At 64.8% G+C, this 26,350-nt stretch carries 26 protein-coding genes and 1 tRNA gene; 4 read left to right on the plus strand and 23 right to left on the minus strand.

Going from position 1 to position 26,350, the window contains the following annotated elements; all coding sequences use genetic code 11:
- Positions 1 to 86 precede the first annotated feature (86 nt).
- Entirely contained in the window at positions 87 to 1,319 is a 1,233-nt protein-coding gene (gene dinB, locus NOV21_RS03270; RefSeq protein ID WP_283171355.1) for a DNA polymerase IV, read from the plus strand.
- Here dinB and NOV21_RS03275 read toward each other — a convergent pair.
- On the minus strand, positions 1,316 to 2,335 hold the full coding sequence (locus tag NOV21_RS03275; protein WP_283171356.1) for a glycosyltransferase family 2 protein: 1,020 nt from the start codon (positions 2,333 to 2,335) through the stop codon (positions 1,316 to 1,318). The two genes, dinB and NOV21_RS03275, sit on opposite strands and share 4 nt — an antisense overlap.
- A 133-nt stretch (positions 2,336 to 2,468) precedes the next feature.
- Between NOV21_RS03275 and pta the strand changes: the two genes are divergently transcribed.
- Complete coding sequence (gene pta / locus NOV21_RS03280) at positions 2,469 to 3,479, plus strand: phosphate acetyltransferase (protein ID WP_283171357.1); 1,011 nt, start codon at positions 2,469 to 2,471, stop codon at positions 3,477 to 3,479.
- A gap of 34 nt (positions 3,480 to 3,513) precedes the next feature.
- Here the strand turns inward: pta and NOV21_RS03285 are convergent, their stop codons facing one another.
- The 6 genes from NOV21_RS03285 to rnd form a co-directional block, all read right to left on the minus strand.
- Positions 3,514 to 4,740: an acetate/propionate family kinase gene (locus NOV21_RS03285; protein ID WP_283171358.1), complete on the minus strand. Its 1,227-nt coding sequence runs from the start codon at positions 4,738 to 4,740 to the stop codon at positions 3,514 to 3,516.
- 219 nt (positions 4,741 to 4,959) lie between these two features.
- Positions 4,960 to 5,355 (minus strand): histidine triad nucleotide-binding protein, encoded by a 396-nt coding sequence (locus NOV21_RS03290; protein WP_283171359.1) that lies wholly within the window; start codon positions 5,353 to 5,355, stop codon positions 4,960 to 4,962.
- A gap of 78 nt (positions 5,356 to 5,433) precedes the next feature.
- Positions 5,434 to 5,694: an exodeoxyribonuclease VII small subunit gene (gene xseB / locus NOV21_RS03295; protein ID WP_283171360.1), complete on the minus strand. Its 261-nt coding sequence runs from the start codon at positions 5,692 to 5,694 to the stop codon at positions 5,434 to 5,436.
- Positions 5,695 to 5,706: 12 nt separating this feature from the next.
- Positions 5,707 to 7,014 (minus strand): exodeoxyribonuclease VII large subunit, encoded by a 1,308-nt coding sequence (gene xseA / locus NOV21_RS03300; RefSeq protein WP_283171361.1) that lies wholly within the window; start codon positions 7,012 to 7,014, stop codon positions 5,707 to 5,709.
- Positions 7,015 to 7,024: 10 nt separating this feature from the next.
- The gene (locus NOV21_RS03305; RefSeq protein ID WP_283171362.1) at positions 7,025 to 7,687 is read right to left on the minus strand and encodes a zinc metallopeptidase; all 663 of its coding nucleotides are present in this window, start codon (positions 7,685 to 7,687) and stop codon (positions 7,025 to 7,027) included.
- Between the two features lie 67 nt (positions 7,688 to 7,754).
- Positions 7,755 to 8,903 (minus strand): ribonuclease D, encoded by a 1,149-nt coding sequence (rnd, locus tag NOV21_RS03310; RefSeq protein WP_283171363.1) that lies wholly within the window; start codon positions 8,901 to 8,903, stop codon positions 7,755 to 7,757.
- Positions 8,904 to 8,965: 62 nt separating this feature from the next.
- On the opposite strand from rnd, the gene NOV21_RS03315 reads away from it, so the two are divergent.
- A complete protein-coding gene (locus NOV21_RS03315) occupies positions 8,966 to 9,871 on the plus strand; it encodes a diacylglycerol/lipid kinase family protein (protein ID WP_283171364.1) in 906 nt (301 codons plus the stop codon).
- 37 nt (positions 9,872 to 9,908) lie between these two features.
- Here NOV21_RS03315 and NOV21_RS03320 read toward each other — a convergent pair whose 3' ends face one another.
- The 14 genes from NOV21_RS03320 to rlmD form a co-directional block, all read right to left on the minus strand.
- A complete protein-coding gene (locus tag NOV21_RS03320) occupies positions 9,909 to 10,712 on the minus strand; it encodes a teichoic acid transporter (RefSeq protein WP_283171365.1) in 804 nt (267 codons plus the stop codon).
- A gap of 89 nt (positions 10,713 to 10,801) precedes the next feature.
- Entirely contained in the window at positions 10,802 to 11,701 is a 900-nt protein-coding gene (locus tag NOV21_RS03325; protein WP_283171366.1) for a TerC family protein, read from the minus strand.
- A gap of 168 nt (positions 11,702 to 11,869) precedes the next feature.
- Positions 11,870 to 12,802 carry a UDP-N-acetylmuramate dehydrogenase gene (murB, locus tag NOV21_RS03330; RefSeq protein ID WP_283171367.1) on the minus strand — a complete coding sequence of 311 codons (933 nt, stop codon included), beginning with the start codon at positions 12,800 to 12,802 and terminating at the stop codon, positions 11,870 to 11,872.
- Between the two features lie 8 nt (positions 12,803 to 12,810).
- Positions 12,811 to 14,091, minus strand: coding sequence for a YcjF family protein (locus NOV21_RS03335; protein WP_283171368.1), 1,281 nt, complete (start codon positions 14,089 to 14,091; stop codon positions 12,811 to 12,813).
- A 12-nt stretch (positions 14,092 to 14,103) separates the two neighbouring features.
- A complete protein-coding gene (gene rodA, locus NOV21_RS03340; RefSeq protein WP_428978403.1) occupies positions 14,104 to 15,297 on the minus strand; it encodes a rod shape-determining protein RodA in 1,194 nt (397 codons plus the stop codon).
- Between the two features lie 8 nt (positions 15,298 to 15,305).
- Positions 15,306 to 17,450: a penicillin-binding protein 2 gene (gene mrdA, locus NOV21_RS03345; protein WP_283171369.1), complete on the minus strand. Its 2,145-nt coding sequence runs from the start codon at positions 17,448 to 17,450 to the stop codon at positions 15,306 to 15,308.
- A gap of 11 nt (positions 17,451 to 17,461) precedes the next feature.
- Entirely contained in the window at positions 17,462 to 17,986 is a 525-nt protein-coding gene (gene mreD / locus NOV21_RS03350) for a rod shape-determining protein MreD (protein ID WP_283171370.1), read from the minus strand.
- Positions 17,987 to 17,998: 12 nt separating this feature from the next.
- Positions 17,999 to 18,898 (minus strand): rod shape-determining protein MreC, encoded by a 900-nt coding sequence (gene mreC, locus NOV21_RS03355; protein ID WP_283171371.1) that lies wholly within the window; start codon positions 18,896 to 18,898, stop codon positions 17,999 to 18,001.
- A gap of 20 nt (positions 18,899 to 18,918) precedes the next feature.
- Positions 18,919 to 19,968 carry a rod shape-determining protein gene (mreB, locus tag NOV21_RS03360; protein ID WP_283171372.1) on the minus strand — a complete coding sequence of 350 codons (1,050 nt, stop codon included), beginning with the start codon at positions 19,966 to 19,968 and terminating at the stop codon, positions 18,919 to 18,921.
- A gap of 185 nt (positions 19,969 to 20,153) precedes the next feature.
- Positions 20,154 to 20,558 carry a nucleoside-diphosphate kinase gene (gene ndk / locus NOV21_RS03365; protein ID WP_283171373.1) on the minus strand — a complete coding sequence of 135 codons (405 nt, stop codon included), beginning with the start codon at positions 20,556 to 20,558 and terminating at the stop codon, positions 20,154 to 20,156.
- A 107-nt stretch (positions 20,559 to 20,665) separates the two neighbouring features.
- A complete protein-coding gene (locus tag NOV21_RS03370; protein ID WP_283171374.1) occupies positions 20,666 to 22,027 on the minus strand; it encodes a tetratricopeptide repeat protein in 1,362 nt (453 codons plus the stop codon).
- 52 nt (positions 22,028 to 22,079) lie between these two features.
- Positions 22,080 to 22,613, minus strand: a complete 534-nt coding sequence (locus NOV21_RS03375; RefSeq protein ID WP_283171375.1) for a peptidylprolyl isomerase — start codon at positions 22,611 to 22,613, stop codon at positions 22,080 to 22,082.
- 144 nt (positions 22,614 to 22,757) lie between these two features.
- Positions 22,758 to 23,186 (minus strand): ribosome silencing factor, encoded by a 429-nt coding sequence (rsfS, locus tag NOV21_RS03380; RefSeq protein ID WP_283171376.1) that lies wholly within the window; start codon positions 23,184 to 23,186, stop codon positions 22,758 to 22,760.
- Between the two features lie 105 nt (positions 23,187 to 23,291).
- Positions 23,292 to 24,608, minus strand: coding sequence for a 23S rRNA (uracil(1939)-C(5))-methyltransferase RlmD (rlmD, locus tag NOV21_RS03385; RefSeq protein ID WP_283171377.1), 1,317 nt, complete (start codon positions 24,606 to 24,608; stop codon positions 23,292 to 23,294).
- A gap of 110 nt (positions 24,609 to 24,718) precedes the next feature.
- Between rlmD and NOV21_RS03390 the strand changes: the two genes are divergently transcribed.
- Positions 24,719 to 24,794: transfer RNA gene (locus tag NOV21_RS03390), tRNA-Arg, on the plus strand.
- Positions 24,795 to 24,988: 194 nt separating this feature from the next.
- Here the strand turns inward: NOV21_RS03390 and yqeK are convergent.
- Positions 24,989 to 25,621 (minus strand): bis(5'-nucleosyl)-tetraphosphatase (symmetrical) YqeK, encoded by a 633-nt coding sequence (gene yqeK / locus NOV21_RS03395; RefSeq protein ID WP_283171378.1) that lies wholly within the window; start codon positions 25,619 to 25,621, stop codon positions 24,989 to 24,991.
- A gap of 21 nt (positions 25,622 to 25,642) precedes the next feature.
- Entirely contained in the window at positions 25,643 to 26,332 is a 690-nt protein-coding gene (gene nadD / locus NOV21_RS03400; protein WP_283171379.1) for a nicotinate-nucleotide adenylyltransferase, read from the minus strand.
- Positions 26,333 to 26,350: the final 18 nt, after the last annotated feature.

Below are 26,350 nucleotides of genomic sequence, written 5' to 3' on the forward strand. Positions count from 1 at the left end.
TGATTTCCGAACAGACCCACAAGCCCCCCGATGCCGACCCCCTACATGTAGTAGGGCCCCGCGCCGCATGGGAAGGACGCGCCATCTTGCTGCTTGACCTGGACGCCTTCTTCGCATCCGTGGAGCAGCTCGACCACCCGGCCTGGCGGGGCAAGCCGGTGATCGTGGGAGGCAGCGCCGATGCGCGCGGCGTCATCTCCACCGCAAGCTACGAGGCGCGGGTATACGGCGTGCATTCAGCCATGCCCGCAAGCACCGCCCGGCGGCTGTGCCCCGATGCCATATGGACGCATGGGCGCTACAGCCGCTACAAGGAGGTGTCGCGGAAGGTCATGGCCATCATGTTGGACGCCAGCCCGTTCCTCCAGCAAGTCAGCATCGACGAGGCCTTCCTCGACGTGTCGCCCACCGTCCACAACCGCAGCGATCCCGTGCAGCTGGCCCGAACCATACAGGAGCGCGTGGCGCGTTTGGGCATATCGTGCTCCATCGGGCTCGGGTCGAGCAAGGCGGTTGCGAAAACCGCCTCCGAGCAGCATAAACCGCATGGCATCACGGCCGTGATGCCCGGCTGCGAAGCCGCCTTCCTCGCCCCTCTGCCCACGAAGCGCATGAGCGGCATCGGCACGGTCGCGCAGGAACGACTCGCCGAATTCGGCATCCACACGCTCGGCGAGGTGGCCTGCGCCGATGACGACGTGCTGCGGCGCGTGTTCGGCAAGAACGCCGACATGATGCGCGCGCGATGCAAGGGCGCCGATACCGACCCGGTGTCGGCGGAGCGCGATCCTGCCAAGAGCGTGGGGAATGAGATCAGCTTCGCCCGCGACTTGACGCAGCGCGACGATATCGAGGCGGCATTGGGGACCGTCGCCGCGAAGGTGGGCAGGAGGCTGCGGCGGACAGGCCTGAAAGCGGGAACGCTGACGCTGAAGGTGCGCTACGGCAACCTGAAGGTCCGAACGGCGCAGCAGCGGCTCGAAGCGCCCTCGGACGACGAGTCCGTCTTCGCCCCTATTCTCAGCCGCCTGCTCGACGATATCTGGCACCCGGGCACCGCCTTGCGTTTGGTGGGCGCCCAGGCGAGCAACTTCGAGGTCGGCGGAGAGGCTCCTCGGCAGCTTTCCCTGTTCTCTCTTGACGGCGACGGGGACAGCGAGTCCATCGCCCCTTCCCCGGATAGGCGCGCCCTGCATGCGGCAACCGATTCGGTCCGCGACCGGTTCGGCGAGGACGCCGTGCAGTTCGGGCGCGAGCTGAGGACGAATGCGAACCTCACCGGAAGCGGATCGAAGAATCCGGCCGATTACCGGGATTAGTTGAACTTGAACACCTTCTGGGCGATGCGGTACCCGCCCAAGCCGAACCTCCGCCCCGCCTTGCCCGGCAGGTTCACGCCCAGGTTGAGCACATTGCTGCGGATGGCGCGGTACATGCCCGGCCGCTTCTGCTTGAGATACTCCCATATCGCGATTCGCTTCCCCTCCGCATCGGGATCCGATTCCATGCGAAGGAACACGCTGCAGATGCACATCATCATGGACAGATAGTTCTCCATGTACTTCCGCAGCTTCGGCTGAGGGATGCGCTGGATGTCCACCGCGTCTATCATCGTGCGCGTGATGCGCAGCTGCTGGTCGATGCGCGCGAGCATCGTCTTCTCGTTAACGCTCTGGCCCTCGCGGCCTATGAAGTACCGGTACATGTCCACGTCCAGGTAATATAGGGTGCGCACGTTCGGCAGGGGGACGTACACGAATATGTTGTCCACGTAGAAGCAATGCTCCGGCAGCTTCAGGCCCATGCCCCGCAGCACCGAGGTGCGGTAGATCGCGGAATGCATGAGCAGGTACTGGCTGCTGCGAAAATGCCCGATTTCGTCCCAGGTGAACTCCCGGCCCTCGGGGAACACGTTGCGATAGTCCATCACCGTGCGCTTGCCCTCGTGCACCTTCTCGTACACGTAGTTGCCGATGACCAGATCGGTGGGGTTGCGGCACTCGACCTGGCTGCGCAGGTACGCCATGACCTCTTTCATGGCGTCGGCATCCAGCCAATCGTCGGAATCCACCACTTTGAAATACAGGCCGTGGGCTAACTCCAATCCGTGGTTGACCGCTCCGCCATGCCCGCGGTTCTCCTGGTCGACGGCGACGATGGTGTCCGGGTGGCGCCGCGCCCACTCATGCGCGCGCTCGCTGGTGCCGTCTTCGGTGGAGCCATCGTTGACGATGATGATCTCGATATCATCGCCGCACGGGAGCAACGATTCGATGCACGTGTCCATATACGCCGCCGAGTTGTAGCATGGAATCGCAAACGTGATGGTCTTCAAGCGAGCCCTTCCCCCGTCACCCCTGAAACACGGCTACGCAAGTGAGAATATCGCCGCACGGCTATTTTATCCAGACCCTTCGCGCAGCTCGTGTATCATCATACAAACCGAACAAAGTGGAAGGGAGGCGCCCGTGAGCGTTTTCATCGATTCGATGGTCGCGAAGGCGAAGCAGGATAGGCAGACGATCGTGCTGCCGGAAGGCGACGATAGCAGGACGCTGGCAGCGGCGGAGAAGGTGATCGCCGCCGGCATCACCGATCTGATCATACTGGGCGACGGGGATGCCATCGCCGCATCCGGCCGCCATCTTGACGGGGCCCGCATCGTCGACATCCCCACCGCGCCGGAGAAGCAGCGGTTGGCGGACGCGTTCTTCGAGCTGCGCAAGCACAAGGGCGTGACACCGGAGGCCGCGCTGGAGAAGATGGACGACCCCATCTACTTCGGCACGATGATGGTGAAGCTGGGCATGGCGGACGGCCAGGTGTGCGGAGCCTGCCATGCGACCTCCGACGTGCTGCGCGCCGCGCTGCAGATATTGAAGACCGCCCCGGGGATCAAGAGCGTGAGCAGCTTCTTCATCGAGGCCGTCCCCGACTGCGAGTACGGCGAGAACGGCGTGTTCCTCTTCTCGGATTGCGGGCTCGAGATCCAGCCCGATGCCGAAAAGCTGGCGCAGGTCGCGGTCAACAGCGGGCGCAGCTGGAAGACCCTGTTCGACGCCGAGCCGCGCATCGCCATGCTCTCTCACAGCACCTACCAGAGCACCGTCGCCAACGCCGACCGCGACAAGGTGATCGAGGCCACGCGGATCGCACGCGAGCTGGCGCCCGACCTGCTCATCGACGGCGAGCTCCAGCTGGATGCCGCCATCGTGCCCAGCGTGGGAGCGAGCAAGGCGCCCGAGAGCCCCGTCGCCGGCCGGGCGAACGTGCTCATCTTCCCCGACCTGGATGCGGGCAACATCGGTTACAAGCTGGTGCAGCGCCTTGCCAAGGCCGAGGCGTACGGCCCCATCACGCAGGGCCTCGCCGCGCCGATGAACGACCTGTCGCGCGGGGCGTCGGCCGATGACATCATGGGCGTCGTCGCCATCACCTGCGTGCAGTCGCAAGCGCGGAAAGCCGTGCTGCGCAACTAGAGGGGGTCTTCGGGCGCGGTTCGCGGAACCGCGCCTATTCCTTTTCGGAATACGGGACGATTTGGCTGCGCTCGTGCACGATCTCGTACGTATCGCGCGCGATCATGAGCTCCTCGTTGGTGGGAACGACGCAAATGCGCACCTTGCTCTTCTCGTGGCTGATGATGCGCTCGAATCCTCTCTGATGGTTCTTCATGTTGTCCACCACGATGCCCATCGGCTGCATGCCGGCGAATATGGCGCGGCGGATGTCGGGTGAATTCTCGCCGATGCCGCCCGTGAGGACGACGACGTCCACACCCGCCATGAGCGCCATGTACTGGCCGATGTACTTCTTCACGCTGTTCGCGAACATCGAGTAGGCGAGCAGCGCGCGATCGTTGCCCTCGGTGAGCGCCTCGACCACGGTGCGCATGTCGTTGCTCACGCCCGAAACGCCCAGAAGGCCGGACTTCTTGTTCAGGAGGTCGTTCACCTCCGAGGCCGTCATGTGCTCGTGCTCCATGACGAACGTGACGACCGCTGGATCGATGCTGCCGCAGCGCGTGCCCATCATCACGCCGTCGAGCGGGGTAAGCCCCATCGACGTGTCGACCGCCATGCCGTGGTCGATCGCGGTGACGGAGCATCCGTTTCCCAGATGGCAGGTGATCATCTTCAATTCCGAAAGCGGCTCCCCCACGAGCTTCGCCGCACGCTGGGCGATGTAGCGATGGCTTGTGCCGTGGGCACCGTACTTGCGGATCCCGTACTTCTCGTACAGCTCGTAGGGAATCGCGTACATGTAGGCCTTGCGCGGCAGCGTGGAGAAGAACGAGGTATCGAACACCGCGATCTGCATGCGGTTGGGGATGGCCGCCTGGCATGCTTCGATGCCCTGCAGCGCCGCCCGGTTATGCAGGGGGGCGAGCTCCGCGAGCTCGAGGATCTTCGCCTTGACGTCGTCGTCGATCAGGACGGATTTGTCGAAGTACATGCCGCCCTGCACGATGCGATGGCCCACCGCGTCGATCTGGTCGATGGAGTCGATCGCCGCATGGGATCCCTCCACCAACGATTTCAAGACGAGGTCGATCGCCGCTTCGTGATCGGGCAGGGGTGTTTTAATCGAAAGCTCGTCGGTATCGGTGGTGTGCTTCAGAAACGAATCGGCCGTGCCGACGCGTTCGCACAGTCCCTTCGCGATAACCTTCTCGGTTTCGATGTTGATAAGCTGGTATTTCAGCGACGATGATCCGGCGTTGACGACCAGGATGTTCAAAACGATCCTCCCTCTCATTCCCTGAGATTCGAATTCTATCGGAAAAGACGAGGTTCCCCCTGCTCAATGAAGGGGAATCGGCAAACGGCATATCCGCGCCGAACGCAGCTCCGCCCGGAACCGCGGGCGACCCGCCCGCTCGCAACGAGGAAATCGCGATCCCCGCGCGCGACGCGGTAGCGCGACGCGGCAGCGCGGCGCGGGCGGCAGGTGGGGAGGCTATGCCCGGGGATGCCGCTCCGCGGCGTTGGTGGCGTTGGGCCCCCAGTCCTGGTCGTTCGGGCGCGGCATCCATCCCCCGCCCAGCATATGGACGTGGAAATGCTTCACGCTCTGGCTCGCGTTCTCCCCCGTATTCACCATCAGCCGGAATCCGTCCTCGCGAACGCCCTTGATCTCGGCAACTTTCTTGACCGCGGCGAATACGTGGCCGAGCGCCTCCTCCGGCACGTCGTCGGCGATGTCGCGATAGTGGTCCTTGGGGATGATGAGCGTATGCACCGGCATGAGCGGCTCCATATCGTCGAAGGCGATGACATGCTCATCTTCGTACACCACGTTCGTGGGTATCTCATGCGAGGCGATCTTGCAGAAGATGCAGTCCTTATCTTGCATGGCGGCGTCCTTTCGATCGGCATCCGTTTCGAGTGTAGCACGCACGGCGAAGCCGGCGGCTCGAAGCAGCATGAAAAGCTATGCCTTGTGGAGCGTGGTGTCGATCTCCTCGTCGGTGGCATCCTGCTCGAGCTCGCCCATCAGCACGTCCACCTTCTGCTGGGCGCCGTCCAACCGGCCGCGCAGATCGCGGAGCAGGGCGACGCCGCGCTCGTAGGCGGCAAGGCTGTCCTCCAACTCCAGGGAGTTGCCTTCGAGCTGGGCGACGATGCGTTCGAGCTCCGCCATCCCTTGGCGGAAGGTAAGGTTTTCGGGTGCTGGGCGCGTATCCTCGGACATGCGTACTCCTTCTTACGACGATGATGGGACGGGGGAGGCGATGCCTTCGACGGAGCAGTCGAGCACCCCGTCGGAAAGCTGGACGGAGACGTTCCCCCCAACGGACACCTGCGAGACGCTGCGCACGATCGCGCCGTCATCTCCCCGGGTGAGGGAGAACCCGCGCCCGATGACCGCCAACGGCGACAGGTCGTTCAGACGCGACGCGTGCAGACGCCAAGACGCCTCGAAAGGCGCGATGACGCCCGTCGAGGCGCCGCGCAGCCGCATGGCCGCGTGGGCGATGTCGGCGCGATCGCGCTCGAGGTTGTGCGGCAGGGCCTTGCGGAGGCGCTCTTGCTGGATGTCGAGCGTCTGCGCGGCACCGGCGAGCAGGGCATGCGAATCGGAGAACACCGGGCGGCTCGCCACGCGATCGAGCCGCAGCCGATTGAACTCGACGCTTCGGCGGAGCGCGCCGCTCAAGGCCCCCTCCGCGGCCGCAAGCCGCATGCGAAGCTCCTCCCTCTCGGGCGCGACCGCCTCCGCCGCCGCGGTGGGGGTGGAGGCGCGCAGGTCGGCAACCATATCCGCGATGGAGGTGTCGGGCTCGTGCCCGATGCCGGTGACCACGGGAACGGGACATGCGGCAACCTCGCGTGCAAGCATCTCGTCGTTGAAGGGCATGAGATCCTCGAACGAGCCGCCGCCGCGCACCAAGAGCACCACCTCCGCCCCGGCCCCGGCAACCGTCCGGATACCCTGCGCAAGGGCGAGGGGGGCTTGCGCGCCCTCCACCATCACGCCGGCGAGCACTACGGTTGCCAGAGGATACCTCCTGCGCAGCGTGCGCAGGACATCGTGGACCGCCGCACCGTTCGGGCTGGTGACCAATCCGATCGTCGACGGCAGGACCGGAAGGGGCCGCTTCCGTTCGGGGGCCATGAGCCCCTCGCGCTGCAGCTTGCGCGCCAGCGCGGCAACCTTGGCGCGCAAGTCTCCCTCCCCCGCCGGGGTGAGCCTGAACACGTCGAAGTTCATACGGCCCTTGGCGGCATACAGCGAGAACCGCCCCGTAAGCTGCACGCGCATGCCCACGCGCAGATCGACGCCGGACGCTCGGTACCGGTCCTTCCACATCAGGCATGGCAGCGCGGCCGAGCGGTCTTTGACGGTGAAGTACACGGCCTTGTACTGCGGTCGATCGGAGACTTCGGATACCTCGCCGACCAGGGTGGCGCGGCAGGATTCGAGCGCCTCCTTCGCGCGGGCCATCGCCTGCGAGACGGAGAGCGGCTTCGCGCCCGCTTGGAGGGGCATGTTCGCGACGACGGGTTCCAAACCGGGGCTCCTAGTTGTTGCGGGCCTGCAACAGGTACAGCAACTGGATGGCGGACACCAATGCGGCGGCCACGTAGGTGAGCGCGCAGGCCCGCAGGACGCTGAACGCGCCGGCGCGCTCCTGCTCGGGCAGGCCGGCAGCGACCAGGTAGTCCATCGCCCGATGCGATGCGTTGAGCTCGACCGGAAGCGTGACCAGGTGGAACAGCACGGCAAAGGCATACAGCAGGATCGCCAGGTTGACGAGCCCGACCATGTTCAGGAAGATGCCCGCCACGAACACGATCATCCAAGCGTTCGAGGCGAAGTTGACCACGGGCACCAGGCTGCTGCGGATCTTCATGGGCGCGTACCCCTGCGCGAATTGGCAGGCATGGCCCACCTCATGGCAGCCGGTGGCGATCGCCGTGATGCTCGGTTGGTTGAAGGCATGGGGATCGAGCGTGACGGAGTTGTCGCGCGGATCGAAATGGTCCTCGCCCTCGCCGCCCTGGCGGAACTGCACGCCCTGCACGCCATGGTAGGAGAGCATGTTGGCACCCATCTGCCGCCCGTTCAGCCCGAAGCTGGAGCGGATGCTCGAGTACTTCTTGATCTGGCGGTTCACATACCATTGCGCACCGAAGCCGATAACCGTCGAGAGGACGATGAGCATGATGTAGGTGTAGGTCATCGAGTATCCTTTTCGTTCATGCGCCGGACTCCTGCCGACGCGGGATTGTGCAAGGGTATCGCCTGTCTCACCTCTGAGGGGATTTCGTTACCGTGAGGTTTCCCATCTCCATGGAAAGGCTGATATTGCCCGCGAGGAGGTCGAGCAGCTCGGCGCCGACGATGTCGCGCCGCCACCCGCGAAGGACGTCCACATCCCGATATCCGCGCGCGAGGGCTGCCAGGTCGTTGTGGCTCGCCAGCGTCTGGAAGGCGATGTTGTTCTGCCGTGCGCGCAGGCGCACGAGCGCGCTCATGAAATCGACCTCGACATCCACGTTCGCCTCGTTCTTCGAGGGGCGGTCGAGCGCGGGCCGCTGGTCGGCGGGAAGGTCAAGCCCGCGCGCCAAAGCGCCGACGACCTCCCGCGCATCTGCCGTGGAGAGCTTCTCGTGCATGCCGCGCACCATGAAGAGCTGGTCTATCGTGCGCGCCTCGCGCTTGACGGCTTCCACGACCTGCTCGTCGCTCATCACCCATTTGCGGGGGATGTTCGCCTTCCTCGCCCGCATCTCGCGCCATTCGACGACCTCCCGAGCCGCGGCAAGCTGCTTGCGGGAAAGCTGGTTCACCCGCTTCAGGCGGCGCCAGCGTTCCCGAGCGTCATCGGCGTAGTTGGCCTCGTCGACCAGGGCGGCGAAGTCCTCGTCGAGCCAATGCGTGCGCCCCAGACGCTCCAGCTCCGCCGCCATCTTCTCGTGGAGTTTCGGCAGGTAGACCACGTCATCCGCCGCGTAATCCAGCTGGGAGCGCGACAGCGGCCGGCGCGACCAGTCGGTGTACGAATCCGTCTTCTTCAGCGGCACCCCGCAGACGCTGGACACGAGGGCGCCGTACCCTATTTGCTGGGTGTGCCCCAGAAGGGCAGCCGCGATCTGCGTGTCGAACACGGGGCGCGGCATGATGCCGACCGCATGGTAGAGGATCTCGATATCCTGCAACCCGGCATGGAACAGCTTCAACAAGCCGGGAGCGGCGAACAGCGGCTTGAGCACCGTCAGGTCGCGCACGGCGAACGGATCGACGAGGACCGTCCGATCGTCGGTCTGCATTTGAAGAAGGCACAGCTTGGGATAGTAGGTCTTCTCGCGAAGGAATTCGGTATCGATTGCCAGAACCTGCGACGAGATCGCGCCTCGAACGAATTCCTCGAGCTGGCCTTGATCGGTGATGAGCAACGATTGTCCTTTTGATTGGTGTACTATCGACAGACCTATGATAGCAATTCAAGGGGGTCTTTGTGAAACTGCTCGTGTTGAACAACCTTTCGTCGGGGTACCGCGATGGAGCCATATACGACTTCATCCGCGCGTTCACGCAGGCGGAAGACGAGGTGGTCCTGCGCACGGTCGACGCGAGCTCGTCGTTCGCACCGAAGCTGGCGGACGCGGCCGATTTCGACGCGGTGGTCGCCACGGGGGGCGACGGGACCGTGGCAAGCGTGTGCTATCTGCTCCGCGATTCAGGGGTGCCCGTGCTCCCCTACCCCGCCGGGACCGCCAACCTCCTGGCGCAGAACATCGTGTCCCCCATCGAGCCCTTCGCACTCGCGAAGCTCACGCGGGAGGGGAAGCGCCTCGCCTTCGACCTGGCCGAGGGGGAAACCGCCGAGGGAAAGTTCGGCTTCAGCATGATGGCCGGATGCGGCTACGACGCGAAGATCATGCAGGATGCGAAGACCGAGAAGAAGCGCTGGGGCGCCGCCGCGTATTTCCGCGCCGCGTTCGCGAACCCCAACCCCACCGTCGCACGCATCTCGATCGATATCGACGGAACGCGCTACGAGCACGAGGGCGTGGGGGTCCTCATACTGAATTTCAGCAAAATCCAGTTCGACATCAGCTTCGCGACGGAGAACCAGCCCAACGACGGTCTGCTCGACGTCCTCGTGCTGCGGACCGACACAGCGTGGAACCTGCTGCCGCCCGTGCTCGGCAGCGCCATCGATCACAGCGGCAAGGCGCTGAAGGACAGTGACGCGCTCGTGTACTACCGCGGGGCGGACATCTCCATCATCACCGATCCGGTGCTGCCCGTGCAATACGACGGGGAGCCGATCGATGCCAACACCCCCATGCATATCCGGGTCCTGCCGAGCGCAATCGATTTGATACTCTCCGACGAGGGGTACGAGCTATTCTCCTAGGGCCCGCACCCCCGGAAGGCATGCGGGCCCACGCCCCCTACGCCGCGGTCAGGCGCACGCCCACGTATTGCGCGGTCGACGGGATGCCGCTGACGGAATACACCTCGTTCAAGGGGCACACGCTGATCGTCCAGGTATACGGGGTCCCGCCGATTTCCGCGCGGCCGGCCTTGTAGGTGTTGTTCTTCGAATCGATCCCGGAATCGTACACCATGGCAGCGTCGAACCCCTGGGTCGCAATCGCATTCTGTATGGCCTCTTCCGCCGTGGTGGCGCCAAGGTCGGCATAGCGGACGCGCATGTCGACAGAGCCGGCCGATTGCTGCGTCAGCCGCCACGACCCCATGAGGAACTTGGTGGCATCCGAAGCGGAGAGCCCGTCGACGCCGGTGACATATGCCGCAGCCGCCTCGGCGGCGCTCATATTCGCGGGAATCTTGATGAGGTCGATCGCGTTCGAATCATTCTGCATCACCGCGGTTGCATCGATCACCGTCATGCCCGCATCCGTCATGCTCTGCCGCATGGCGGCGGAATCGAGCCCCGCATACGATGACAGTTTGACCACGTCCTGCGCAGTGCCGGCCTTCAAAACCGACTCGACCTCCGCAGCCTGCTTCGCCTCGCGGTTCACCACATCGTCCAACGTGCGCACCGTCCCTATGCCCGCGAAGATGACCGCGATGATGACGATGGCCACGAGAGCGATCCACTGCGCCCGCGGAAGGTCGAGCGGACGGCGAAGCCCGCTGCCATCAGGATAGACGACGGTCGGCGCGGCGGGGGCGCGATTCCCCGCCCGTGCGCCCGCCTTTCCATCGGTTTTGACATGTTGCGCCATGCGGAACCCCTCTGAAACGTGCGATACGGGCGCTAGTATACCATCCCACCTGGCTCGATATGCCAGGCAGAACGCAAGCCGGGCCCCGGCTATCGGAGGGACCCCGATTCCGCCGCGCGGCGCTCCTGGTCCAATCTGCTCGCAAGCTCGTTCAAGCGCGCGGTCGTCTTGGCTTTCGCCTGCTCGATCTCGCGCTCGGCGTAGAAGGCCCCGGCGCGCTTGTTGTAGACCATCTGGATGACCTCCATCGCCAGGCTGAACACCATGGCGAAGTAGACGAGCACCTTTTCAAGCGGCATGCCCAAGGCCTCGATATCGATGCCCGTGCGCAATCCGAACCCGTCGAGCGTGAGCAATATGCCGATCGATGCGATGAAGACGAGGGCGAGGATCTTGATCTCGGGGTGTTCGTTGATGAAATCGCTGACCACATCGATGAAGACCATCATCAGAAGGACGGCGCTGATGACCGCGATGATCATGATGATCAGATGCTGCGCCATGCCGACTGCCGTGATGACGGAATCGATGGAGAATACGATATCCATGACCATGATCGTGCCGACCGCCTGGCCCAGGCCGATCTGATGCCTCTTCTTGTCCTCCTCGTCGCCGTGGCTCGCGCGCAGCTCCTCCAAGGCGAGCATGCTCTTCAGCTCGTCGACCCCCTTGTATATGAGGTAGATGCCGCCCGCGGCCAGCAGGAGGTCGCGCACGCTGAAGCCGTGCGCATAGGGGCCCAGGCCGACCGAGAAGACCGGCTGGGTCATATGCACGAGCCAGCTGGCGAAGCACAGCAGGATGCAGCGCATGACCATGGCGCCCGCCAGGCCCAGCTTGCGGCCGATATGCTGCTGCTCGCGGGGAAGGCGGTTGGTGGTCAGCGCGATGAAGGCGATGTTGTCCACGCCCAGCACGATTTCGAGGAAGACGAGCGTGATCAGGCTGATCCACGCCTCGGGCGTCGTGAAAATGGAAAAATCGATCATGATGAAACCTTTCGTCCGTTGGCCAGACGATGAGTCTCATCATTTCAGGCATGCCAGGCGACGCTCGCCGAGATTGTTGACATGCCGCGCTCGTCCGGAGCGCCGACTACTCCCCCATCAGGTTGGGCAATCATAGCGAAACCGCGCGACGGCGCAGCGCCCAGCGCCCTATTCTTCGCCGAAGCCCCACATACGCACCTCGGGCTGCAGATCCACGCCGAACCGCTCCTCGACCCGCTGCCGAACCTGGTCGATGAGCATGCGCACATCCTGCGCCGTGGCCCCGCCCGTGTTCACGATGAACCCCGTGTGCTTCCGGCTCACCTGCGCGCCCCCGACGGAGAGGCCGCGCAGGCCCGCATCGTCGATGAGCTTCGAGGCGTAGCCCCCCTCGGGGCGTTTGAACGTGCTGCCGGCGCTGGGCATCTCGAGCGGCTGCTTTTCACGGCGCTTGAACGCGAGTTCGAGCATACGCGACCGGATGTCCCGCTCCGATCCGGGCTCGAGGACCAGGTGCGCCTGCAGGATCAGCAGGCCCTCCTCGTCCATCATGCTGTGGCGGTACGACCATGCGGCGTCCTCGCGCGGCACGCCGACGAAATCGCCCTGCGCGTCCAGGCAGATGAGGTCAACGCATATCTGGCTGAATTCACCGCCATATGCCCCGGCGTTCATGATGGCGGCACCGCCGATGGTGCCCGGGATGCCGCAGGCGAACTCGAACCCGGCGAGGGAATGCTTCGCCGCCACCTCGCCCACATGCGAATTCGCCGCGCCCGAGGTCGCGAACACATCGCACCCGTCAACCTTGACCGTGGAGAACCGGGGGCCCAGCCGCAGGACGACGCCCCGCAGGCCCGCATCGGCGATCAGAAGGTCGCTTCCCCTGCCCATGATGTGCAAAGGGGCACCGGCCTGCCGGCACGCGTTCACCACGAACCGGATCTCATCGACGCTCCCGGGCTCGCAGTACACGTCGGCCGAACCGCCGATGCGGAAGGTTGTGTGCTCGCTCATCGGCTCGTCAAGGCGAACGTTGGCCTCGCCGAGCCTGGCTGCTATCTCCGAGGCGAGCCCGGCGTGGAGGGAAATGGATTCCATGGACGGCCCTAGCGGGAGCGGCGCGTCGAATAGGAGTCGAGGAATTCCGCAACGAAGTGGTCGGGATCGAGCCCCTCGCGCTTGCAGAACTCCTCGATGGCGGCGCGCAGGCCGGGGATCAGCGCCCCGACCCCGTGCGCGGCGAAGGGGGCGATCCGCTCCCCCACCCGCCCCGCGTACGGCGAGGCGGCGGCCGCGGCTTTGCGGAGGGCGCCGAGGGCGTGGGGCGCAGCCGCGACCGCGGCGCTCGACAATGTGCCCACCGCTTCGATGGCGAGGGTTTCCGCGGCGGCTCCGGCGCCCTTGATGTACGGGACGGCTTTGCCCAGGGCATCTTGGGCGCGCGCCGCCAGGGCATCGCGGCGGCCATCGTAGCGCGGCGCCTCGTACACGCCGCCCGTCTGCTTCTCGAACCAGGCGACCGCCGCACGGCCCATGGCCTGCGTCATGGCCGCACCGACCCCGCCGCGGACGGCCCATCCGAGCCCGGGGACGATGCCCGCGGCCTCGCGGGCGATCGTGCGTCCGACGAATCCGCTTCCCACGACAACGGCAAGCTCGCGCCACCGTTCCGTCCCGATGTCCAGGCCGTACGCCGCCGCAATCTGAAGCACCATCCTGGCCTGGTTCGCGGTCATGAGGGGCATATCGGCCCCCGGGATCAAGGGGATAGCGCCGATGCCGGCATTCTCGATCGAAGCGAGGGCGATCACGTTGTTCGCAAGCGGCTTGCGCACGAAGGGGAAGGCCAGTGCGAACGCCAGGCGCTTTCGCTGGAATGTCGCGACGAACCATTCGCCCAAACGTGTCGCCATGGTGCGCTCGCGGTCGACCGTCAGGGGGTACGGCTCCTGGTTGAGCGGATCGTCCGCCGTCCGCAACCCGCCGTCCACCGCGGGATCGGGTGCGACGACATCCTCCGCAGCGAGCGCGTCGCCCGTTGCCGCGGCGGCGGATGCGATGGCGTCCGGGGAGGCCGTCACCACCACGGCGGGAACCCCATCGCCGTTGAGCACCTTCACCATCGGCCCCGTTTCGGGGGAATCAGCTGCGAGCAGCACGGCGACATCGCACCCGATCCGCACCGTCGCTGCGGCGCGCGCAAAGTCGCGCGGCTCCACCGTGCATCGCGCCGACGTGGTGGCGAACAGGCCGCGCACGTACCGTGCGATATCCTCCGGCGCCGTGGGATCGATGAAGAGCGCCACGTGCAGCGGCATCTGCCGTGCGGCGTCCACATCGGTCATGGCTTCGAGCAGCGCTCCCACATCCACTGGCATCTTCGGCATGAGCATCCTCCTTCATCGCCCGCTATGGGCCCACACGGATCCGATGAATCCGAGCATCACGAAATTCACGACCATGAACGACGAGCCGTAGCTCATGAACGGCAGCGGAATGCCGGTGATGGGCATCAACCCGATATCCATGCCGATGTTCTCCAATATCTGGAACAGCCACATGCCCGCGGCGCACATGACCAGCACGGTGCCGAACAGGTCATTGGCATTATAGGCGATCTGATAGATGATGGCGATGAGCAGGCCGTAGAGCGCGAGCAGCGCCAGCGCCCCCACGAAGCCGAACTGCTCGCCCAACACGCAGAAGATGAAATCGGTGGGCGCCTCGGGCAGGTAACCGAGGGTGCTCTGGGTCGCGTTCATCCAACCCTTGCCCAGGATCCCGCCGCTCCCCACGGCGATCTTGGCCTGCCGGAGGTTGTAGCCGTCGCCCGAGGTGTCGTAGCTGTTGTCCAAGAACACGAGCAGCCGCGCCCGCTGGTAGTTCTTCAGCAGCACGTCATGGCCCGCGATGGCATCGGCAATGGGATCGATGAGGAAAAGCGCCACGATGCCGCCTGCCAGAACGCCCGCGACGATGGCGATGTAGCGCGGCCGCGCCCCGCTCACCAGAAGCGCCACCCCGGCGATGAACAGGTACACCATGCCGGTGCCGAGGTCGGGCTGCGTCATGATGCACACGAAGGGCACGAGCATGAGCGCGAGCGCCTTGAGGAAATCGCGGGGGTCGGTCAGCTTGCCGTGATAGCGCGACACCACGCTTGCCGCCTGCAGGATCACCGTGATCTTCGCGAACTCGCCCGGCTGGAACCGGACCTTGCCGATACCCACCCACGAGGTGGCCCCGTTCGCCGACTGGCCGATCAGGGGGATGTGGGGGCTCATGATCAGCACGATGTTGATGATGAGGAACAGCACCAAATAATGGGAGAGCTGATGGTAATCGAAGCGGAACAGCAGGAGCATGAGCGCGATGCCGATCGCAACGCCGCCGACCTGGCGCGAGAAATTGTAATTCTCGTTCGCCGCGACCGCCGAATAGACCACGAGCAGCCCGTAGATCACCAGCACGGCGACGGTGGCCAGCAGCGGCACATTGAGATATTTGAAGCGGCGCGGCGCGGTCGCCGCGGCCACCTGGCGGTCGGCCTGCGCAAGCGAGGAGATCTGCTGCATGCGTTGCACGGTGCCCATATCTCCCCCTAATCCGTCCGGCTCGAGTCCGCAGGGCCCGAACTGCTCACATTGACCGAATACGCTCCGCTGATGGCGTTGATCGATTTCTTGTCCAGCGTCCCGCTATCGTAGTCCAACGCGGCCTTCAGCACCTCGGCGCACATGGGAATCGCATTGGCGCTGTTGGAGATGCCCTCCTCCACCAGGCACGCCACCACGTACTTGGGGTCGTCGGCGGGCGCGTAGCAGCAGAACCAGCTGTAGTCCTTCTTCCCCGCGACCTCGGCGGTGCCGGTCTTCCCCGCGACCTCGACGTCGATGTCCGAGAAGAAGTGCTTGTTGAACTCGTTCACGGTGATCACGTCGCGCAGGCCCTGGTGCACCAGGCTGAGGTTGGCGGCGTTTTGCCGAGGCGAGGCGATCACCTCCGGCGTGTAGGAGAGCACGGTCTCGCCGAGCGAGTTGCGCACCTCCTTCAGCACATGCGGCCGGTATATCTTCCCCCGGGCGATGCCGCAGTAGCCCGCGGCGATCTGCAGCGGGGTCACCAGGACGTAACCCTGCCCGATGGACATGTTCGTCATATCGCCGCCCTGCCACACGGCCTCCTCGGGCGCGTCTTTGAAATATTCCGCTTTCCAAGCAGGGGTGGGGATGCGCCCCGAGGCCTCGCCCGCCAGGTCGATGCCCGTCTTGCTGCCGAACCCATACGACATGATCGAGTCCTGCAGCGCGGTCTCGGGCAGCGTGGAGCTCTGGTAGAAGCCCTTCGCGATCTCGTAGAAGACGACGTCGCACGAATGCGCGATGCCGCCCACCAGATCGAGGTGGCCGTGGCCGGTCGTCAGCCAGCATTTCTGGGCGAACGCCGTGCCGAACCCCGTCCACGTGCCGCTGCAGTCGAACCCGGAGGTCGCGTCGGCGATGCCGTTGTCGAGCGCGGCCATGCTGGTGAACGCCTTGAACGTGGAGGCGGCGGGGTACGTGCCCTGCACCACGCGGTCCATGAGCGGGTAGTACGAATCTGCGGAGCTGAACTCGTTCCACGCGTCCTGGGAGATGCCCCCGATGAAACTCGCAGGGCTGAACGTGGGAAAATTCGAAAGCGCGATGACCTCGCCGTTGGTGGCATCGAGGCACACCAGGCCCGCGCCGGTGCCGCTGCCCTGCCCCAACACCCCTCCGGGCGCGACGATGTCGCGCAGGATCTGATCCGCCGCGGACTGCACGGGACCGCGGATCGTGAGGTAGATGTCGTTGCCCCGCAACGGCGCCGTGGTGCTGGTCACCTCCTTGACGTTTCCCGCGGCATCGGTGAGCACCGTGCGGGCGCCGTGATCCCCGGCGAGCAGCTCCTCGTAGTACGATTCCACCCCGCTCTTGCCCACCATATCGCCGGATTGGAGGTTCTGCCCCGCCGACGCGTTCGCGAGGTCCTGCTCAGACGCCGTGCCCGTGTACCCGAGCACGTGGGCGGCCAGCGCGCCGTACGGGTACACGCGCTGGGTGCGCATCTCGCAGGTGATGCCGGGGAATGCCGGGGAATGCTCGCTGATGAAGGCCACCTCGCGCAGGGTCGCGTCGTTTTGGACCACGCGCGACGCCTGGGCCCCGCTCGTGGTATCGAGGATGCGCTGCCGCACGACCTGCTTCGGAATGCCCATCAGCGTGCTCAGCCGCTGAACGACGTCGTGGTTGTTGGCGACGCCCGCCTCGGCGAGCACGGCGTAGCTCGAGCGGTTGGTGACCAGGGGCACGGCGCCGGCATCGTATATGATCCCGCGGGGAGCCGGCGTGTACACCGTGGTGAACAGGTTGGAGGCGGAAGCGTCCTTGTAATACGAGGACGATAGCACCTGCATGCTGAACAGCTTCGCGGCCAGCGAGCCGAAGATGGCGGCCGCCGCCACGCCCATGGCGACGAAGCGCCCTTCGACGGCAGATCCGGCTCCCGCGGAAGCCGTGGTGTGTTCCGCGACCTGCGTATGCCCCGTCACGCCGAATCCGGTCTTCTGCTTCGCAGGCTCCACGCCGAACGTGTCGATGGTCCTCAGCCCGCGCGAGGCGGAGACCACGCTCCTGTTCTTCCGGTTCCGACGGCGGGACACCATCACGACGACGAAGACGATGAGGGCGAGCGTAGCCAGTCCCGCGAGTATCGCTGGCAGCAATGCGGCACCCCCTATCGGAATTGCGAGGGGCCGACGGGCTTCATCGTGGGTTGGACCCCTTGGATGAACCGCGAGGCGAGCGGATACAGGATCAACCCGAGCACCGCATCGTACAGCGCGCAGGGAAGCGCCCGGTACACGAAGGCATCCAACGGAGACAGGCTCGCGGAGAGGGCGAGCAAAAACGCCGCGTACAGGATGTCGACGACGAGTGAGAGCGCGATGAGGATCGCCAGCGGCGCGCCCACGGTGTCGTGTCCGAACACGGCATGGAGCCGCTGCGCTGCGAACGCGGCGAGGGTGAGCAGGAAGGCGAGTCCGCCGACCGGTCCATATCCCAGAAGATCGGATGTCAGCCCGAGCGCGAAGGCGAGCACGAGCACCGAATCCCTTGGCAGGAGCATGGCGATGACCAGGGAGTAGACGAGCATGAAATTCGGAACCACCTGGAAGATGGCGATGTTGGGGGCGATGACCACCTGAAGGAGCACGGTGACGATGCCGCCGATGACGATGAGTTTCATTTCGCGTGACATGCGGGCTCCTCCCTATCTGCTCGATGATTTCGACGTGGTGGAACCGCTCGGATCCGACGGTTCGGCAAGGCCGGAGGAATTCATGCCGGTCACCACCATCACCTCTTCGAGGGGCGAGGCGGAGGCATTCGGCTCGACGATGATCTTTCGGTTCTCGTCGCCCTGGGAACCGTCGACCTTCACGACCGTCCCGATCATGATGCCGCGGTAATAGCCGCCGCCGAGCCCCGAGGTGATGACGACGTCGCCCGTCGAGACCGAGACGTCGCTGCTCACGTCCTCCAGGTACAGCAAGCCGTCGAGGGAGCCGACGAGGATCCCCTCCGCGCGGCTCGATTGGATCATCGCGGCAACGCCCGTCTGCCGATCCTGGAGCAGGCGCACGTCCGCCTTGGTGGCCGAGGCCGAGATGACCTGGCCCACCAGGCCGCTGCCGCCGATCACCGGCAGGCCGGCGCGGACGCCGTCGTCGGTGCCCCCGTCGATGGTGAGCACCTGGTTCCACGAATCGGTGCTGCGCGAGATCACCCGGCAGGTCACGCCTTCCATGGCGTACTGGTCCTTCACGCCCAGAAGCTCCTGCAGGCGCTGCGCCTCCTGGTAGTACTCCTCCATCTGGGCGACGCGCTGCCGCAGCTCCTCGTTCGTCGTGCGCAGCGCCGTGAGCGTGTCCTCGTTCGCCTGGGCGTTCGAAACCATGTCGGAGGTCGATTGCTCGGCGCCCGAGAGCATGCCCGAAAGCACCTTCGCCGGAGTGAACACGCTCGAAACCGTGCCCTGCACGTTGTGGAGCGGGCCCGTCGAGCCCTCGCGCGCATAGCCTGTGATCAGCACGAGCGAGAGCACCAGCAACACGACGAGCAGCACCGCCGACCTCACCGACGATGGGTCTTGTCTGAAATCCAAAGCCATGCGGCGGAGCTTACCTGCGCCTAGCGCGAGCGCATGAGCGTCTGCTTCAACGCCGTGGGGGTCTCGAGCACCTTCAGGCACCCCATGACCACGTTGGTGAGCGCAGTCTCGCTGACCCAGACGGGGATCTCGAGCTGTTCGGACAGGTAGCGGTCGAGCCCTGAGAGCAGGCCGCCGCCGCCCGTGAGCAGGATCCCGTTCTGGATGATGTCGCTGGCCAGGTCGGGATTGGTCTTCTTGAAGGTCTCCTTGATGTGGAGCACCATCTCGTCGATGGAGGACTGCAGGCTGGCGCGAACGTCCTCGGACTGGATGGTGACCTCCTTCGGCTGCTCGGTGAGCACGTCCTGGCCGCTGATGATCATGTCGCGTTCGCGGCCGTCGTCGAACGGCAGGATGGAGCCGATCTTGATCTTGATGACCTCGGCCGTGCGCTCGCCGATCTTGATGCCCAGAAGGTCGCGCAGGTACATGGCGATCGCCTCGTCCATGCGGTTGCCCGCAAGGCGCAGGCTGCTGCTGGTGACGATGCCGCCCAGGCTGATGACGGCGACCTCGGTCGTGCCGCCGCCGATGTCGACGACCATGCTGCCCGTGGGCTCGGTCACCGGCAGATCGGCCCCCATGGCGGCTGCCATGGGCTCTTCGATGAGGTACGCCTGGCGCGCGCCCGCCTGGATGGTGGCCTCGAAGACGGCGCGCTTCTCCACGCTGGTGGCGCCGCAGGGGATGCACACGACGATGCGCGGCTTGGGCTGCCAGGGGTATTTGCGCTCGACCGCCTTGTTGATGAACGCCGAGAGCATTGCTTCGGTGACGTCGTAATCGGCGATCACGCCGTCGTGCAGCGGGTGCTCAGCTGAGAACGCGTCGGGCGTGTGGTTGATCATGTTCTTCGCCTCGTGGCCCACGGCAAGGACGCGATGCGTGCTCTTTTCTATAGCGACAACGGAGGGCTCGTTGATCACGATGCCTTCGCCCGTAACGGCGACGAGGGTATTCGCGGTCCCCAGGTCGATCGCCATGTCATACGACGATCCGGCCGAATTGAACCAATCCATAAACGACATAAAGGTGATCCTTCATTTCGAGAAAATTTTGCAGTATCCCATATTATCACAGGGGATCGGATCGACGGGCGCCTCGGACAGCGTTTCACCATAGCGACACCACAGCGAAACGACCGGCGATGGAAAAGGCGAAGGCGGGCCCGAAAGCCCGCCTCGCCGCATGCAGTTGCCGGATGGAAACGCCCCTAGCCGAAGAACACGCCGATCTCGCGCTCGGCGGATTCCGGGCTGTCGGAGCCGTGGATGACGTTCTCGTCCATGATCAGGCCGAAATCGCCGCGGATGGTGCCGGGGGCGGCATCCGCGGGGTTGGTGGCGCCCATGAGCGCGCGCACCTTGGCAACGGCGCCCTCGCCGGAAACGACCATCTTCACGACCGGGCCGCTGGTGATGTAGGCGATCAGCCCGTCGTAGAAGGGCTTGCCCTCGTGTTCGGCGTAGTTCGCCTTCGCCTGCTCGGGCGTGACCATGCCGAGCTCCATGCGCTCGATCTTGAGGCCCGCGCGCTCGAAGCGGTTGACGATCTCGCCGATGTGGCCGTTGCGGACGCCGTCGGGCTTGATCATCGTGTACGTCTTCTGTTCTGCCATCGATGTTCCCCGTATACTCTTTCTGCCGCTTCTCGCGCAGCGGCCGCGCTCTTTTCCTATCGCACAAGCATGCCGAGGCGAACCCCGGCATGCCCATTGAAACCGTTTTAATTCTGCGACGCGAAGTACAGCTCGACGTTCGCTATCTTCCAGCCGATGCCGTCGCGCGCGAGCGTGACGCGGTATTGGACCTCGCCGCCCTCGGCCGTGTGCGCGGTGACGTAGGCGATGCTCTGGTTCATCGAACGCTCCACGCCGTTGACCTGCACGTTGCCGTCGGAGACCACCGGGTCGAGCATCGTTGCGACGGTGCTCTGATCCAAGTCGCCGCTGAACAGCGAACCCGCCGCGGCATCCTTGTCGCTGAACAGCTGTTGGACGACCGCACCCTGCGTGGGGTATCCGTATCCCTGCGTGTAGGCGAACACCGCCGCGGCGGCGGCAAGAAGCAGCACGACGATCAGGGTGACGACGATCTTCAAGCCCACGTTGCGGCGCTTGCGATCCTGCTTCGCCACGCCCTTGCTATAGCGCTCGATCTCCTCTTCGGTGGCGTTGAAGAAGCGGTCGTCGCCCGAGGAGTACCCGTCCTGCACGTTGTAGGAATCGGTGTAGTAGTACGGGTTCTGCGCCGCCGCCTCCATGTCGGTCTGGGTGTAGACGGGCGCCCCGTCGCCGGGGACATCGAGTCCCGACATGTCAGCCTGCGGGGCGGTTTCCGGGGATACCGGCTGCATGACCGCCGTCCCCTGCGCGACCGAGCCCACCGCGCGCTGGTAATCGACGCTGGCTGCGTCGTTCAGAAAATACGTCTTGTCCGCCAGCGCATTCTCGAACGCCTGGACCGCTTTCTGCATCTGCCCGGTACTCGTGTAGGCTTGTCCCAGATTGGCATAGAGCTTGTTGCGCACCTCGGGGGTCATGCCGAACTGCAGGGCGCTCTCGTAGCTGGCGACGGCATCGGCGGGCCGATTGAGCGCCATGAAGCAGATGCCCAGATTGAGCAGTGCCTGCGCGGGGTTGGGGTTCGCGTCGTCGAGGGCGGCGGAGCGGAACGCAGCACCGGCCTCGGCGCTCTTCCCCAGCTTGAGGTACGCCTTGCCCATTCCCGAATACGCCTTGTAGACGCTCGCATACTTGGCGTCCGATGCGGCGATCTCGAAATGCTGCACCGCGTTCTCGTAATCGTGCAGGGCGGCGTAGGAGTTGCCCAGATTGCAGTTCACCGCTCCGATGCCGTCGTAGGAGGTATCGGCCGTGGCCTGGGTGTACGCGTGGATCGCCTCATCGTAGTCGTGAAGTTTCATCAGGCAGTTGCCGATTTGGTGGTACAGCAACCCCAGCTCGCCAGCCGCCAGCGAATCTCCCTCGCCGGCGCCCTGCAGGCATTGGGTGAAGCCCTCCAGCGCGGTTACGTAATCCTTCGCGCCGTAAGCTTCCCTCGCCTGCTGGAATAAAGCGTTGTTCATCTGAATCCTCTCCTGGCCTGCCATTGCGCCGTCCGGCAAGAACGCCTGCGCGCTACGCGTTAGCGCCCTCGATCTCGATGTGCTCGATCACGTCGCCCGCACGCAGCTGCCTGATGACATCGAAGCCCTCGATGGTCTGGCCGAACACCGTATAGTTCGGGTCCAGGAAGTGCTGGGCGCCCAGGCACAGGTAGAATTGGGAGCCGCCGCTATCGGGCATCTGGGAGCGGGCCATGGCCAACGCGCCATCCTCATGGCTGTTGTTCGGATTGGTGGAGTACTCGGCCTTGATGCTATAGCCAGGACCGCCCGTGCCCAAACCGCTGAAGGGATTAGCCGAGGCGGCGGCCACCTGCTCGGAGGTCAGGTCGCGGGTCTTCGGGTCGCCGCCCTGTATGACGAAGTTCTCGACGTAGCGATGGAACTTCAGATCGTCGTAGAAGCCCTTCTGCGACAGCTCGACGAAGTTGCCCACATGGATGGGGGCATCCTTCCCGGCGAGTTGCACGCGGATGGTGCCCTTCGACGTTTCGATGACGGCGATCTCGTTGCCGTTCGGCTGATATGCGGGCGTGTAAAGCGCCATGGTGAACTCCTCTATTCCGAATGCACTCGTCCTGTGCCTCGATTTTCCTAACAACGCATTGTACACGAAATCGCCTAGTCCTCCCCATCCCCACTCAATCAGTGAAAACGGGAGGGCGGGGTGCGGGCGATTTCCGGACGGTGCCTACCCCTGCATCAGCTGGGCGATGCGATCCGAGTACTCCACGTCCGTGATTTCCGCCTCTTTCAGGTCCACGATGGGGGCATCGTTCCAGAGGGCTTCCAGGCGGTAGTAGTCGCGCGCCTCCGGCTGGAAGACGTGCACGACGAAGTCGCCGTAGTCGAGAAGCGCCCAGGTGCCGGAGTCGATGCCCTCGCGATGGAGGGGCTTGCATCCCGCACGCGCGCGGCACTGCTCCTCGACCTCGTCGATGATGGCTTCGACCTGCCGGTTGTTCGCCGCGGTCGCGATCACGAAATACTCCGACACGGAGGTGATCTCGCCCACCTCCTGGACGATGAGGTCGGCCGCCTTCTTCTCGTCCGCCGCTCGGGCGGCGATCAGCGCGGCCTCGCGCGCCGTGGCGGTGATGTTTTTATTCGTTGCGGTCATGCAACCTCCTGGATGGAAAGCGGTACGGATAACCGTGGTCTCATTGCGCCAAACGGTACCGCAAAGAGGCGGCGTAACCGCGGGGTTCATCAAAATTCTCGACGGCTACCCCCTGCAAAAGATGCTCACCAGCTCGCAGTGGTACGTTTGGGGGAACAGGTCGACAGGAACGACGCGCGCCAGGCGGTAGCCGCATCCGTCCAGGCGGGCTGCATCGCGCGCCCACGTGGAGGGGTTGCAGCTGATGTATGCGATGCGGTCGGGCGCCGCTTTGGCGATGTCGGCCGGCACCGATTCCGCCAGCCCCGCGCGCGGAGGATCGACGACGAGCGCATCGAGGTGCCCCATGCCGGCAAGCTCGCGCGCGCTGTCACCTCCCAGGATGTCGATCCACGCGTGGGCGTCATCGGCGTTGCGGCGCAGGTCGCGCACGCTGCTCGCGGCGCTTTCCACGGCGATAACCTCGCCGGCTGCATCCGCAAGCGGAAGCGTGAACGTGCCGACGCCGCAATACAGGTCGGCGACGACGCTCTCCTCGCCCATATCCAGCCCCGCAAGCGCGACATCGACCAGCGTCTCGGCTTGGGCGGTATTGATCTGAAAGAAGCTCGGCGCACTCACTTTGAAATCGAATCCGCCAAGCCGCTCGCACCAGTGGCCCGCGCCGGAGAGGACCTCGACGCCCTTGATCTTCCGCTGCTTGCCGGGATCGGCCATGACGCGAACGATGCTGGTCGCCTTCAATGCGCTCGAAAGCGTCTTCGCCGCCGCGGCGCGCGGGAACCCGCCCGCAGGCGTCCAGAGCGCGATCTCCGTCGATTTCGTGCGAACGCTATGCCGCACGCCGATGCGGTAGATGCCCAGATCGCGGTCGCCCTCGAGGTAGCGGAGCGCTCCCCGCAGGGCCTTCGGGGCCTTTTGGATTGCCGTGTGCGCCAAGGGGCAGGCGCCGATGGGGAGGATGTCGTGGGAGCCTTCGCGCATCATGCCCACGTCCAGACCGCCCCGTACGTCGCGCATGGTGGAAAGCTCGAGTTTGTTGCGATAGCCCATCTGACGCTTGCTGGGACGGCACGGCTCGACGATGGCCTCGGCGAATCCCACGTCGAAATGCCCGATGCGGGAGAGCGCGGAAACGACGTTGCCGCGCTTCGCCTCCAGCTGGGCATCGTAGGCGACGTGCTGCCACGGGCACCCTCCGCAGGAGCCGGCGTACGGGCAGGTCGCGCGCACGCGCGAGGGGCCTTCCTGCATCAGCTCGACGATATGCCCGGTGGAGAACGACTTCTTCTCGTCCTCCAGCCGGACGCGGACGACATCGCCCGGTGCGGCGCCCTTCACGAACACCGCTTTGCCCTCGGGGGTGCGCCCGATGCCGGCCGGTCCGTACGTCAGCGCATCTATGGCGATGGTTGCTTTCATTCACTTCCTCGTCTCGTCGCTCGTCTCGAGCTGCTTTTTACTGTTGTGCGATTTTACCGAGCGGCCTGTCGCCCAGGATGAAATAGCGTATAATCAGCACCGCTTCATCCGCCCTCGTAGCTCAGGGGATAGAGCGTCTGCCTCCGGAGCAGAAAGTCGCAGGTTCGAATCCTGTCGAGGGCACCATCTTTCTTCAACGTTAATCTGATACCTCGACAGGATTCGAACCTGAGAAGGATGAACAAGCCCTCTGGCTTGTTCATGCCGGAGCGGAGCGCAAGCGGGGCGCTTCCGCGTCGGCGGAAGCGCGGGATCCTGTCGAGGGCAGGCTTTCTTTTACGTCAACCCGATGCCTCGCCTTCCCCCTTTCCGGCATCCCCCTACCTGAAGTGCCTCACGAACCCGTACTTCGGCATGAGCGCATTCCAAATCTCGAGCGTATCGGGAGCGAGCTGGCGGTCGTTGGCGACCAGGAATTGGAGCGTGTACTTGAACGCCTCGAAATACAGTCGATCGAGCGGCACCTTCCCCACCAGTTCCCTCAGGCGCCGAATCCCCCGTTCGTCGCCGAACGTCCGGTTGGGTTCGATGATGTCCGCGATGTATATGATGCAATCGAGCGGGGCCATATCGGCGGCGCCGCTCGTATGGCGTGCGATGGCCTGGAACACCTCGGAGCCGAATTCCGGATATTCCGCCTCGAGCGCCTTCGCCGCGGTCGGCCCGTGCAAGAGCCAGGGCATGTCCTCGATCACCTTGGGCCGCGCCTCAACCCCGAGCGCGCGCGCCCGCTCCCGTACCTCGTCAGCGGAAAGCCCCTTGTCCCAGTCGTGGAGTATGCCCGCCATGCGCGCGACATTCGGGTCGTATCCGTATACGGCGGCGAGCCGTTTGGCGGTCTTCGCGACGCCCTTCGAATGGGCATACCGCTTCGATCCGACGCGGTCTTCCAGCAGCTTCTTCATGCGGTCGTAGTTCGCCTTGCCGAACACGCTCGGCTCTCTTTCGCCCATAGGGCCTTCCTTCCGCGCGGCCTATGCCGGGGCGTCGCTCGAAGCGCCCCGGTACAGCCGCTTCTCCTTTATGTACGCCCACACGCTCGACGGGGTCAGATAGCGTATCGATTTCCCCTCCGCCACCCACTCGCGCAGCATGCTGGACGAGATCGACAGCGCCGTCATCTCGAGGTAGGTGATGTCGAACCCGGTCGAGATGGCGAAGAACTCCTTGATCTCGTTCGAAAACTCGTAGCCGGGGCGGGTGACCGCGATGAGATGGGCGAGGCGGGCGATCTCTTCGGGATCGCGCCATTTGAGAATGGAGAACATCGCGTCGGCGCCCGTGATGAAATACAACTCCACATTGCCGGGATAGTGCTCTCGGAAGGCGCGGAGCGTGTCGATGGTGTAGGTGACGCCCTCGCGATCCGTCTCGAGGGAGCTCACGTCGAACGCAGCGTTCCCCAGGCATGCCAAACGGCACATGCGCAGGCGGTCGATCGCCGGGGTGACCTCCTGGCCCTGCTTGAATGCGGGGTTTCCCGTGGGCACGAACACCACGACATCGAGCCCGAAGGCGACGCGGGCCTGCTCGGCGCAGGCGAGATGCCCGATATGGATCGGATCGAAGGTCCCGCCCATGATGCCCAGGCGATACCGCTTCCCCTCGGATGCGCCCCCGGACAGGCGCCCGAGCCGATCGAATCTTTCGCTTATCACCGCCATGGCGGATCCTTCCCTCTG

The organism is Curtanaerobium respiraculi, assembly GCF_024609215.1.
GTDB lineage: Bacteria > Actinomycetota > Coriobacteriia > Coriobacteriales > Eggerthellaceae > Curtanaerobium > Curtanaerobium respiraculi.